Consider the following 13,418-nt stretch of genomic DNA (forward strand, 5'->3'; position numbering starts at 1 on the left):
CATCCTTAATATATTATTTTCCTAAGAAAGTATCATATGCTTTTTGGTTAATTTCAATAGCTCTTTCGATTCCTCTTTTATTTAATTCTTTGATGAATCCATCATAATCCTTTTCGAAATCTGAAGCTCCTAATAACCATTTTTGGAACATTTCATCTACATAAGGTCTAACTTCTGACATGATTTTTTTATATTCAGCTTCATCTTCTGAAGAATATTTTAATCCTAGCTCACCATCAAGATATGGAGGCATGTCTTTCAAGAACCATTGAGTGTTACTGTTATATAATTTTGCAGCCGCACTAGCTTCTGGTGTCATGAATGCATATTCATATTCAGCATCTTGCAACATACCAATACGGTATTGAATACCTAATGAACGTAAGTATCCCAAAGGTGTTTGTTCGTTATTAAGTACTGTATCAGTATAAGCTTTTGTTCCATCAGTATTAACAGTATATGTTTCACCTTCAATACCCCAGTTCATAAGAGTTGAACCTTCTTCTGTAAACATGAAATCAAAGAATTTCATAAGCGTTACAGGATCTTTACATTGAGAAGAAATTCCCCAACCCACTCCTGGATATCTAGTTGTTCTTTCAATAACTTCGCCATTTTGGTTTGCCGGTGGTGCAATACTTACATTGTTGAATCCTGGTATATCTTCTGCAAGGCTTCTATTATAGTTTCCTGTACTTGGCCAGTCATGAGTCATACCACCAATATTTGCACTGTATAAAATATCTCTGGATTTTGCACCACGAGTCAATATCTCTGGATCGATTAATCCTTCTTTATACCACTTTACAAGATTAGTAACACCTGTTTTAAAGTTTTCTTCCAGTGGTTCAAAAGTCATTTTTCCATCACGAGGATAGAATTCAGTACTTGTATCCCATAAGTATAAATATTCATCTGGCATTTTCCACCCAGCTCTATCAAATAGAGGTATTTCATCTTTTTCATTATTTCCATTAGGGTCATCATTTCTGAAAGCTGTAAGTACAGTGTATAATTCATCTACTGTTGTTGGAACTTTTAGATCTAATTTATCTAACCAATCCTGACGAACCCACCAGAATTCAGCAGAAACTAAAGTTTGATTTTTGGGTATATAATATATATTTCCATCAAGAGCAGTTGCACCTTGTCTGAATTTTGCATCATTATCAAGTATCTTTTGAATATTTGGTGCATGTTCTTTGATTAAATCATTAAGTGGAATTAAGCCACCATCACGACCTAACTTCTCTAATTCAGCTGGATTCTTGAATCCAATAATGTCAGCAAGTTTTCCAGAGGAGAGCATTAAATTGAAAGCTTCTTCTTCATTGGAATTAGATTGTGAAATTACACCTTCAAGAGAAATATTTGTTCTCTCTGCAATCTCTTGCCAAACACGCCATTCAGGATTAAAAGGCATATTATTAAAGTTTAAGAATACTGAAAATGTCTGTGGTTCAGAACTGATTAAGCTACCTTCTAGTTCTTCTTTCTCTGTTTTATCAGATGTTGTTTTTGCTTTTGTCTGTGTATCTTTATCCTTTTCATTATCATCTTTTTTACCACAACCAATAAATAATGTCCCCACTAAAGTTAATGTTAACAAAAGTGCTAATATCTTTTTTGTTTTCATAATCCTTACTCCTTTTCTTTTAGTTTTCAAATTTATTTTTTCACAGCTGATATCTTAATAAGTTATATAATTAATAATACCATTATCTGTGGAAAAATCGTTATGTAAAAATTAGCCTTTAACCGCTCCAACTGTAGCACCCTTCTTAAAATACTTTTGTACAAAAGGATAAGCAATCATCATAGGTATTATTGCAATGATTATAATTGCATAAATAACTGTCGTTGGAGAAAATAATGAATTCGGAGTTACAATTGCAGCCTCTGTCTCATTAGCTACTTTATCTACAATCAGTTTCTTCAATAATACTTGTAAAGGTACTTTATTATCATCTTGAAGTAAGTTCATAGCCCAGAAATAACCATTCCATCTTGTTACTGCATAGAACATGCCTACTGTTGCAAGTGCAGGTTTTGAAAGTGGCAAGAATATTCTTGAGAATATCTTTAGGTTGTTGGCACCATCAATAAAAGCTGCTTCTTCAAGTGATTTTGGTATTTGTTCAAAGAAACTTTTCATGATTACAAGATTATACGTGTTAATAGCGAATCCAACTATTATTGCTGTTCTTGTATCTAATAGATTGAAGTCTTTGAAAGTCATATATAATGGAATCATTCCTGCATTGAACCACATAGTGAATATTGCCATTAGTGTAAAAAACTTTCTAAATATCAATCTTTCTCTTGATAGCGCATAAGCCATTGTTGTTGTAAAAAACATATTAACAAAAACACCAGCTACTGTATAAAATATAGTATTTCCATATGCTATCCAAATACCATCTTTCATGAAAGCTTGTTTATAACTTTCAAGATTGAAGCCTTTGAACCAAAACATTACATCTCCATTTTCAACAAATATAGGTTTACTAAATGAAGCTATTAAAACATAAAATATAGGATAAAGTGCAATGATTGATACTATTATTCCTACTACCGTCATTACAACATTGAATACATTTTCATTTCTAGAAACTAGTTTATCTGATTTCGTCATGATTTATCTCCTTTCTTACCATAGTGATGTCTCTGAAAGACGTTTACTTATTTTATTTGCAAGAACTACCAATATTAGTGCAACAAATGCTTCAAAAAGCCCAGCTGCAGTAGCTAGTCCGTAATTTCCATTTGTTATACCAGTTCTATATACATAAGTTGCAATTACATCACCAGTGCTATAAGTTGTTGGTTTGTAAAGAAGTAAAATCGCTTCATATCCTACTTTAACCATTTTACCTATATTCAGTACAAGCATTACAACAACAATAGGTAAAATCCCTGGTATGGTTACGTGCCTAATCTGTTTCCATTTTCCTGCACCGTCAACTCTTGCAGCTTCATAAAGCTGGCCGTCAATACCCATAATAGCTGCGATATAAACGATAGCACTAAAACCAGCGGTCTTCCATAGTGTCATAGTAGTATATATTCCTCTGAAATACTCAGGTTTCACCATAAAATAAACTGAGTCGAATCCTAATTTCTCTAATATGAAATTAATAACTCCTGTACTTGGTGAAAGAAAGTTAATTGTCATACCACAAACTACTACTATTGAAATGAAATATGGTAGGAATGTAGCTGTTTGAGTTAACTTACTTACAAATTTGTTCTTCATTTCGGTAACCGCTATAGCTAATATAATAGGTATAGGGAAACAAATAACCAACTGCCAAAAAGCAATCATCAAGGTATTTGTTACCGTTCTAGCGAAATCAGCACCTTGTATAAATTGAATGAAATTATCTAAACCTACAAATGTACTACCTGAAAAGCCTTTAAATATATTGTAATCATAAAATGCTGTTCTAAGTCCTATCATAGGTTTGTAAGCAAACATAATATACCATATCAAACCTGGCAATAATAAAAGAAGCAAATCCCAATCTCTTCTAAATCGTTTAGTGAATTTTCTTTTGCCTTTGACATATCCTTTATTATGCATGGGTAATGCCTTACTTGTTTTGCTCATATTATTGTCTCCTTTTCTTTTCCTTTCTCAATTGTTTGTTTTGTACAATCAAAAGTTGTTTATGAACGAATTATACATAGTTTTGAACAAAAAATAAATCATCAATTTACAACTCATTTACTTTTTGTACAAAGAGACATTGTTTTTAGGACTGATTATATCAATAGTTTTTTCATGTACATTTTTCAACTATATGCATTTTGCCACTTTTTCACCATTTTTCTATTGCTTTTTAATGATTTTAGTAATAAAAAATAGAAAATCACACATTTCAACATGTAAAATTCTATCAATACTTTATTATGGTGATTTATCCAACTCCAAAAAAATAGACAAAAAAAATTGAGATATAATTGATTTTATATCCATTTTTCATCAAGGATTGCAATCTACTATATCTCTTCACTATTATTTTTTACTTATAAGTGTTTAGTCTGCTCGGCAAAAGCTTTTGGTGTCATCCCTGTATACTTAGTGAATACTCGTATAAAAGTATTAGAACTGTTGAAACCTACTTGTTTACCTAATGTTGAAACCTTTATTTTAGTATTACTGTACATAATCTCCTTTGCCTTTTCTATCCTGTAGTTATTCAAGTAATTTTTATAATTATCCCCTACAGCCTTTTTAAATAGAATGCCGCAATATTTTTCTGATACATTCATTTTTTTAGCCATATCCACTAACATGATATCTTCCCAATAATGTTCATGTATATACGTGAGCATCTCTTCTGCAATAGAATTCTCACTATCTTTTTTATTGTTATTTACATACAGTAAGATATCTTCTAATATCTTTCTTAACCTTGGTATGATATCTTTTCTGCTCCATTGATCAGAAAGAGTGGAAAAATCATCATTATCCGTTAGGAATTTACGAGGATCAATTTTAAGCTCCTGTACTATTCTACTAATTGTACCTATAATAGCAAATATCAAATTCTTAAATGCTTTTGGTGATAACTTATCACCTGCACTATTTTCATTAATCAATTCATTGAATATTTCTACCGCCTTTATATCCCCATTAAGTACGCTATGAATGAGTTTATTCTCTATTACTAGAGGATAATAATAGGTATTACGGTCTAAATCTTCTTTGATCTGTTTCATCGTCAGTATGGTTCTTTGATTATATAAAAATTTATATTCTAATATTTTTTTACTTTCTTCAAAACACTCTTTAATCATTTTAGTTCCATATGCTACATTACTTATCGCTACTCTGATATCATAATCATAATCTATCTCAACAGTCTCTAGAAGTGTATGCACCATAGCAATAGCATCTTTAACTTTATCACATTGTATTATAATAGCACATGTGTAGTAATTGATATTGGCATACCTAAGCTTGTTGATATCTTGTGTGTATGCAAGAATTTCATTTTTATATAAGAAAATATTGTCATCTACATCTTCGTAAGGATTGTTAAGGAATTCTAATACAGCTACACAATAGTTATCATCTCCTATTAGATGGTCTTTGTATATAGATTTATTAATATTAATACCAAATAACAGATCCCTGTTCAATCTCTGTACTATAAGGTTATTTCTCTCACTAATAGCCACTTTCAGCTGTTGGTTAAGCGTTTTTATCATATTGGAATTTTGTTTAAGTATCTTGAATTCATCTACATCCTTCTGATAATTATCATCAGAGAAGAAATCATCTAATACTTCCTTTATTGGACGATATAATTTGTTGGTGATAACTCTTGATAGAAATATTGATAATAACGTAAGTAATATAAATGGAATCATAAAGTATATAAAAATCACTGCTGTATCAACATTCTTATCTTTATATGAATACAATAATATCCAATCGATATTATAAAATGACTGTTTAAAAACATTGTAATCCTTGTAGATAAATTTGTTAGAGGCTAAATCACTATTTTGGAATGCCTCAAAAATTTCATTGGATGGAATTCTTGCATCTTCTTTCATCGCAAATATACCGCTGTTATTACATAAATACCAATCTTGCTCTAGGTTTTCCTCAACAAATGAATTGTAATTTATAGTTGTTAAGTATAATATATCTCTTTTTCTATATGCTTTCTTGGTGATGTAACATATCTGTGAAGAACCATCTCTATTCTTGATAGTGAAAGCCATATAACTAGATTTATTTTGAAAATGATCGTAGATCTCCCGTACTTTATCTTTGGTTAAACCAAGATTCTTTTCAAAATAATATTCTTTTGCTTCACTGGAAACTGGTGTAATAACTAATGAATCTTCGTCTAAGAAAGTTGCTGAGATTTGAAAATTAACATTATTAACTTTGGAAGATGATTTCCTGATTTTTTGTTGAACTTTTAATAGTCCCAAGTAAAACATCTCATTGTTATCGCTTTCTGACCAGTTCTTGGCTTCATCACTCTCCATTACCAAATCTAATGTACTATTAATGACTTCTAGTTTTATCTGACTATTGTTAAGAGTCGTCTTAATAGTATTGATAATGGTAGTTTCGTATTCTTTAGACCTCTGGTCAATAACTATTTTCACAAAAATACTCATGAAACTTGCAATGATTAACGTAAACACAAGTAAAAATACTGTATTCAATTTTTTCTTGTATTTGCCACGTACCATAATCCTTCCCACATCCTTTAATATATATGTCATATCATCAATTATTTAGCTTATTTAAAAAATGATGGATCTTTTATAGTAATAAAAAAAGGCCTATTATTGCCATTTTTATCTATTATATATAAATCGCTTCATAATGCAAGTATAATAATAACATTAATGCACAAAAAAAACAAGAAAGGAGTTATAACTATTCATTATAAGTCCCAACTTGTTAAGAAAACCTCTTTATTTTTATAGGTTTTTCATAATATTTCTGTATTCCTCATTTAATTCTTACTAAGTTTTATTTCTATAGGTTTGGCATCTTTACAGATAAATTCCAACTGAGTCTTGGATGAGTCTTTACTTATTATTTTACAGTTTTCATTTACATTTTTCAGATTCCATTCCCCAACAATTGTTAATTTTACAGTTGATGGTTTACTTTCATTTTTGCACCACTCTCTTGAATATATACTAACTTCTTTTCTATTGCCATCTTCATCATATTGAGTAGTATCTATTCCTTCGTATAGTCGTAAATCAGGATCAACAATACTAAGAACCATATCATTTTCTGTTTTTTTAGTCATAATCATTGTTGGAGTATCTACCCCTTTTACAATCCCTTTGTCTATATTATCATTTGCTTCAAATATTGCATAACCAGTTGTATTAGTCAATCTATCTTTTACTATATGAGCATTTCTATCTTTTTGTAATACTTTATATAAAGCAGTTTCTACATTGACCATTTGTTCAGTGAAGTCACTTATACCTTCTACATCTGTTTTTACAAGAATTGCATATTCATATTCTTGGTTCTTAGGTGCTTTCCCATGATCTATGACAGCAGTTGCAAAATCTCCTTTTGTATCTTTTCCATTCTTGTGATTCTTAGAATCTTGAGTTGAACGAGTTATTTCAACATTATAACCTTTTGGAATATAATATCCGTTACTGTTATTGTCCATTACCCAAAAGTCTTTATCTAACTGTAACTCTTGTTCGTAAGGGAATTCTTTGACACTCTCTTTACTGTTAACCCATACAGTCATATCTTTATTGGCTAGATAATTCTGGAATATTGTTGTTTGTGTTTCATATTTTTCATTATCATTCTCTATATCTGAACCTAATAATATTATTCTGTCATCAAAGAAAAATACAGATTTTCTCGCTCTATGAGATTCATCATATTTAGGGTGTTCATGAAGTTTCATAGCGAACATACCATTTTCCCCTTCAATATTAAGCGCTCCTGAATATGATTCATCAGAGATTAACATTTCCTCAAATCCTGAAAATTCATCAAGATTACGAACATCTGATTTCAGCTCATCAATTGGCAATTGAATTGTAGTTGTTCCAGGCCAACGGTTCCAATTGTAACCATTAGGATTATAACCACTATCCTTGTTGTTTATTGGGTCACCTTGACTCATAATCTGCACTTGTCCATAAGCAATGTATCGTCCATACAGATTGGAATTGGTATATGTTTCATTACCCCAAAGATATTTGCTATGACCTCTAACCCCTGCCAACCAGTCATCTCTTCTATGTAATCCAAGATTAGAATAGTTCATAGTCCAGTTACCAATAGGATTATTCTCTGGAGTATATCCTTTATCAAGGAGTATTTTTGCTGTTTTACTTGGCTTCTTAATATTAGTTAATCGTAAGTATGCAGCTGCGGCTTCTGAATCTATTTCTTCTTTACCGTCTGGTGTACCTGCTAAAGCTAAGAATCCAAAGCATTTATCTGTTATTTTTGAGGTTCCATCAACACCACGTCCCGAAAGACTTACTAACCATTGATATTTGTTAGTGTAGAGCCTTGTTACCATTATTACTTTTTTAAGTAGTTCATGAGCTTGTTCTTCTAATCGGTACTTAGTTCCACTCATGTAATACACAACTGGAGTCAATCCATTAAAAGCAGGATTAGCATAACCTGGATATCCATTTCTATGATGGAATCCCGATCCATCTTCCTTGAATCCACCGCTTAGACCAGGTGTAGTTATCATGCATCTATTCATCCAATCGGAGAATCCTTCAAAATCTCTTACTTTATCAGTAGTATTTTCCTCTATCAATATGCTGATTAACATACCTTGTATTGTAGTATTCAATATGTCTACATTACCTGGTTCTTTATCTTCGTAGTCAAATATTCTTCCCATTCCAGTGAACCAGTAAATAGATTTTTGTACTCTATCTAATAATCCTGCCTCTTTTAACTGTTCTCTCATAAGAAAAACAGAATTATAGAATCCTCTCACATTGTAGCCTATGTGGTGTACTGTTCCAAGTATACTTCCTGCTTCCCATCCTTGATCCAACATATGTTCCGTCATATCAATGAAGATTTGATTCAATTCTTTTTTATACTCAGCATTATCAGTGGAATGATACATATTGGCAACGTTATACATTATATCTGTATATTGCTTTCTTACATTGGTATGTCTTAAATCAATATATACTGCATCCATGATCTCCTGCGGATAGATTTGTTTTACAAATGGCAGGTCTACTGAATTACCAGTTATTGTACCTTCATTTCTGACTATGTTATAAGTAGAGAATTTTTCTCTAATGGCATCCATAGCTTTTTCATCAATATTCTTTTTGATGAATAGATTATCATATAATCTTTGTGATATCAGGTTAAAACCTTCAATGTCTTCAGTAGTAACTTTTTCTTGTAGTTTTTCTTTACTTTTCAAGTTATAAAATTTGCATAGAGATACCCAATGTTTGTTAGCCATGTTATCAGCTTCTATATTTACAAAAGGCACTTGAAAATCTCTATTTTGATGTCTTGAATCTACAGGATTAGCTAATACGATTTGGTCAAAATATAGTGTTCCTGATTCTACATTAGAAGGAGCTTTAATTCTCATTGTATCCATGTCTTCACGTGGTTCGCCCTGCATATCTCTCTCGTAAGATACCCATGCAGTACGCCATCCAGTGAAATCAAGATTAAATGTGAAGTAACAATCAACCTCATCTCCTCTTCCAAACTCCACTGTTAACTTATCATCTACCGGCTTTTCATTGTATACCCAAAAAGCAAATGTATCTAATTTATTGGAACCAGAATTCTCATCAAACAATTCAAAACCTATAGGTGTTGATAATACCAAACTAGAATCTTTGGAATAATTCCACTCCAGTGATCTATAACCACCCTTGAAATGTTTTTCGCTTAGTGAAATCTCTGATTCATTATCTGATTTCAAGTCATCTGGTATTCCTGATTCAAATGTGTATAGCTTGGTATCTATTTCTTTAGCTTTTCTTTCTATAACGTTAGTAATAATAGAAGTACCACTGGCATTTCTTAGATTCAATGATTTGTACATCATTCCAGCTATATCATCTCTAGTTAATGGTTTATCGAACTCTTCAATCTGTTCTGTTGTCCAACCATTCTTTTCTCCTACTAATAATTCCAGCAATTTAGTATCTTCGTTTTCTTCATACCCTAAAAGTTTTAATAGCATCATTGCGAAGCTCTCGCCATCAATATTTTTCTGAGGTTCAATCTTCTTTCCAATTATAATTTCTTTTTTGATAGCATATGCAACGTATTCTTTTGCCCACTGTGACACATGATTACCATCTGTGTATTTACCTAATTGCTCTACTATATCATCCTCTGTCAAATTCTCTACTTCCTGCTCATTGTCACTTAATCTTAATGCTAATATTATTGCTTCTTCTTTTGTTACAGAAGATTCTAAATCCAACTCCTGATTTACTTCAGAACTGCCTTTTATGAACCCAAAATCATATAGTTTTTTTGCTTCAGTTTCATATTTAGGCTCACTCTTTGAATCCGTAGCATGTACTTGGTTAATCGGCATAATACACATACTAAGTATCAGTAATAATAGTACCCCTTTTTTAAATGTTCTCATTCTTAAATACCTCCTATGTTATTTTACATATCTGTAACAATTGCTTAGTTAATATTGTTACAGAATGTATATTTTTCAAGACAATCACTACAAACAATAATCATCAACTATAAAATAATCATCATTTTACAGCGATTATCCAAAAACCCACCTGCATTTTGTTTATTTGCATCATTATTTATTCCTATACGCATGGATTATACATAATATTAAACATTAAATAAATCATTAATTTACAACTTATGTGCTTTTATCACAAATAATTAATTATAATCAACTTTTTTATATGCATATTTTAAAATGTGCATTTTTCAACTATCTACTATTTCTTGTTTTCGGGCAAATTTTTTATTACTTTTCAGTGATTTTATTAACTTTATATAGAAAATTATCCATTTTTTGGTGTAATTATTATATGAGTAATTAAATACAGAATTATTATTGAATTACTTAATTATTGGAAATATATTTGATTTCTGATAAAATAATAGGAGGAAGGCAATTGAGCAATCTAAAAACTCGCCAATTAGCACCAAAAACTATTTGGATTTAAATCAATAACATTATCTCAATCAGATAAATAGTTTTAAATATCCCATCTTATAAATATATAAGATGGGGTATATAATTCATAATATATTTAATGTAGAAGAGAGGATATTTTCATGATTAAAAATTCAACTAATCTTTATAAAGATTATATAGAATCATTGATTAAAGAATCGCAACTATGCTTAAAAAACAATTTAGCTTGTCCTGTTCTATTAGATAATTTCATGGCTGATGCTAGAATAAACTTATTGAACAAGGAGGAATACAGCAATCTAGCGTCTATGTATGAACTTATTGGTAATCATTATAAGAGTATGAATAATTTATTCTTTAATAATTATATAACTATTAACTACTATGCAATTAGTCTACTAAATATAAGTTGTTATTATTACAAATATGCTGAAAATGAATACTATAGATTACTTCTACAATCAATTATATATTCACATCAGAGTGTACTAAATGAATTTACAGATATTAATTCTCGCTTTGTTAATGAATATGCGTTAAATGTAGAATTAATGGGTGATTTATACCTACTATTAGATAAAGATAAAGCAATAGAATATTATAAAAAAGCTAAATTACTATATGCAAAGGTCGATATTTACGATCAGCTATCTGATAGTAATTGTTTTTGGTATAGTTATGCTTGTATCGAAAGAACAATTGCTCTAAAAAAATGCTTTAATTTGGAAGTAGATTTAAGCGATGTAGGTATAGAACGAATCCAACAAAAAATGGAGCTTTAAACTTATCTTGAATTTTTATTAATTCTACTAACTATTTTTGCGAAGATATCAATACAAAAGGTTAATAATATTTTTTATAATATAAATAACCTATAAGTTAAACGTTAACCTATAAGTTCGTTAAACTTATTAGTTATTATTGATATATTGAATAGGGTGATAAAAATGATAGATTACAAACTGATTGGTAAGAGAATTAAAGATAGCAGAAAATCAATGAAGCTAACTCAAGAAAATGTTTCAGAAATACTCAAAGTTTCTCCAGAATATATTAGTCGAATAGAGACAGGAACAGCAAAGATAAATCTAGAAATGCTCGTAAAAATGAGTAATATATTAAACATTTCACCAGCTTATTTATTAACAGGAATAAATACAGAATCAGATGACTATCTAAGTCCTGAAATCAATGCATTATTAAAAGATTGTTCCTCCAAGAAAATCAAAGCAATATCAGAAATGATTAAAATTATCATAGACCTATGAGATGGACAGAATAAATCAACGTGTTTTAACAGCAGAGCTGTTTATCCACGTTGATTTATTTTATTTTTTTGAAATCTATCTTCAAAACCAACTAGTATTTTAGTCCATTTAATATTGGTAGTAATTGCTATTATTGTAACAACTAGCTATTAATAAATATCTCTAAAATTTGTTCGGAGGTACCAAATGAAAAACTATAATTTTAAAATATTAACTGTTATTATTATAATATCTATACTTGTAACATCATGTGGCTTTGATTCTAAAGACGAAGCTACTGAGGTTGAAGTTAATGATGTATGTCAAAATGTCTCTAATATTAAAGATGAATCAAACCCAATAAAAAAGGATATTGAAGATGGGACTACAATTTCTTTACCCGAAAATACCGTTAAAACTTATGGATTTATAGATAACGAAAACTTAATGATTCTAATTCAAAATAGTGAAGATTCAGAAGATAATTTTTGTCTATATAATATTAATACATACATATTAAAAGAAATAGGTACGGGTAAAAATTTGAATTTTAACTACTTATCCACAGATAGGAAAAAAATACTTTATTCTACTAACAATAGTAATACGAGTAAATATCGAAATATCTATATCTATGATATTGAAAAAAACAAAACTGATCTTATAACTGGTTGGTATAAAGCAATTTTTGCAGATTACAATGGTCGATATGTATTAAGTGATGATTTTAATAAAATCTTAGATTTGGATACTGGAAAGCTCAAAACTTATGATAATAATCATGGTACATGGACATATTTTGTAGATAGTAATAGTAACCATCCTTTTTCTAATAATAAATTATATTTTGTAGGAGATCATATAATATATGAAGGACTAGATAAAGAAGATGAAAAAATGGCTCGTCATAATATAGGTATATATAGTTTGGATACAGAAACACTGAACATAGACGACCCAATACTTTTATTTCCTGAAATAATTTGCACCATAGACAAAAGTCCAAACGATTCATATTATATAAGCCAGTTTAATTTTATTAATGATGGAAAAAGTATAATATTCTCGGGAACTTACGAAAAACATAGAGGAATATTTATATATGATATTGATACGGAAGAAATTACAAATATAGTGTTTACATCTAACATCAGTTCATACACTCTGTCTAATGACAAAACAAAGATACTCTATTGTATTAATGAAAATCATGGAAACAAAAGTATGTATCTAGCACATATTGATAAAAACATTATTATATCAAAAAAGTGTTTATATAAAGAAGTCCAATTAAATCTATCTTTTTGGTGGTCTCCAGATGATACATTTTTTCTAGTAAATGAGAAAGAATACCCTTCATTACCAGAAGTAGATGGGTGTAGATTTGATAAAATACGAAAATTCAATATATCTAAATAAATGATTCATATATAAATTTTTAGTACTAAAAATCATAAAAAAGGTATAGGTTAATATTTGTATACCTAACAAATAATTAATCTATACC

The 13,418-nt window shown here is 29.8% G+C and carries 8 protein-coding genes; 3 read left to right on the forward strand and 5 right to left on the reverse strand.

Annotated elements, in window-relative coordinates:
• Nucleotides 1-13 precede the first annotated feature (13 nt).
• From ACX6CF_RS18010 to ACX6CF_RS18030, 5 genes are all read right to left on the reverse strand, one after another.
• Nucleotides 14-1,636 (reverse strand): extracellular solute-binding protein, encoded by a 1,623-nt coding sequence (locus ACX6CF_RS18010; RefSeq protein ID WP_458786752.1) that lies wholly within the window; start codon nucleotides 1,634-1,636, stop codon nucleotides 14-16.
• A gap of 111 nt (nucleotides 1,637-1,747) precedes the next feature.
• On the reverse strand, nucleotides 1,748-2,635 hold the full coding sequence (locus ACX6CF_RS18015; RefSeq protein ID WP_458786753.1) for a carbohydrate ABC transporter permease: 888 nt from the start codon (nucleotides 2,633-2,635) through the stop codon (nucleotides 1,748-1,750).
• Between the two features lie 15 nt (nucleotides 2,636-2,650).
• Nucleotides 2,651-3,610 (reverse strand): ABC transporter permease, encoded by a 960-nt coding sequence (locus ACX6CF_RS18020; protein ID WP_458786754.1) that lies wholly within the window; start codon nucleotides 3,608-3,610, stop codon nucleotides 2,651-2,653.
• 419 nt (nucleotides 3,611-4,029) lie between these two features.
• Nucleotides 4,030-6,222, reverse strand: a complete 2,193-nt coding sequence (locus ACX6CF_RS18025) for an AraC family transcriptional regulator (protein ID WP_458786755.1) — start codon at nucleotides 6,220-6,222, stop codon at nucleotides 4,030-4,032.
• Nucleotides 6,223-6,491: 269 nt separating this feature from the next.
• Nucleotides 6,492-10,139 (reverse strand): chondroitinase family polysaccharide lyase, encoded by a 3,648-nt coding sequence (locus ACX6CF_RS18030; protein ID WP_458786756.1) that lies wholly within the window; start codon nucleotides 10,137-10,139, stop codon nucleotides 6,492-6,494.
• Between the two features lie 665 nt (nucleotides 10,140-10,804).
• Between ACX6CF_RS18030 and ACX6CF_RS18035 the strand changes: the two genes are divergently transcribed.
• The 3 genes from ACX6CF_RS18035 to ACX6CF_RS18045 all read left to right on the forward strand — a co-directional run bounded on the left by ACX6CF_RS18035 (nucleotide 10,805) and on the right by ACX6CF_RS18045 (nucleotide 13,330).
• The gene (locus ACX6CF_RS18035; RefSeq protein WP_458786757.1) at nucleotides 10,805-11,446 is read left to right on the forward strand and encodes a hypothetical protein; all 642 of its coding nucleotides are present in this window, start codon (nucleotides 10,805-10,807) and stop codon (nucleotides 11,444-11,446) included.
• 165 nt (nucleotides 11,447-11,611) lie between these two features.
• Nucleotides 11,612-11,932: a helix-turn-helix domain-containing protein gene (locus ACX6CF_RS18040; protein ID WP_458786758.1), complete on the forward strand. Its 321-nt coding sequence runs from the start codon at nucleotides 11,612-11,614 to the stop codon at nucleotides 11,930-11,932.
• A gap of 186 nt (nucleotides 11,933-12,118) precedes the next feature.
• Nucleotides 12,119-13,330 (forward strand): TolB-like translocation protein, encoded by a 1,212-nt coding sequence (locus ACX6CF_RS18045; protein ID WP_458786759.1) that lies wholly within the window; start codon nucleotides 12,119-12,121, stop codon nucleotides 13,328-13,330.
• Nucleotides 13,331-13,418 lie beyond the last annotated feature (88 nt).

It is taken from the genome of Vallitalea sediminicola (assembly GCF_054408565.1).

What these genes read in the sequence shown, in the direction of transcription:
- ACX6CF_RS18010 (WP_458786752.1), bottom strand. Translation starts at nt 1,636, where the DNA reads ATGAAAACAAAAAAGATATTAGCACTTTTGTTAACATTAACTTTAGTG.
- ACX6CF_RS18015 (WP_458786753.1), bottom strand. Translation starts at nt 2,635, where the DNA reads ATGACGAAATCAGATAAACTAGTTTCTAGAAATGAAAATGTATTCAAT.
- ACX6CF_RS18020 (WP_458786754.1), bottom strand. Translation starts at nt 3,610, where the DNA reads ATGAGCAAAACAAGTAAGGCATTACCCATGCATAATAAAGGATATGTC.
- ACX6CF_RS18025 (WP_458786755.1), bottom strand. Translation starts at nt 6,222, where the DNA reads ATGGTACGTGGCAAATACAAGAAAAAATTGAATACAGTATTTTTACTT.
- ACX6CF_RS18030 (WP_458786756.1), bottom strand. Translation starts at nt 10,139, where the DNA reads ATGAGAACATTTAAAAAAGGGGTACTATTATTACTGATACTTAGTATG.
- ACX6CF_RS18035 (WP_458786757.1), top strand. Translation starts at nt 10,805, where the DNA reads ATGATTAAAAATTCAACTAATCTTTATAAAGATTATATAGAATCATTG.
- ACX6CF_RS18040 (WP_458786758.1), top strand. Translation starts at nt 11,612, where the DNA reads ATGATAGATTACAAACTGATTGGTAAGAGAATTAAAGATAGCAGAAAA.
- ACX6CF_RS18045 (WP_458786759.1), top strand. Translation starts at nt 12,119, where the DNA reads ATGAAAAACTATAATTTTAAAATATTAACTGTTATTATTATAATATCT.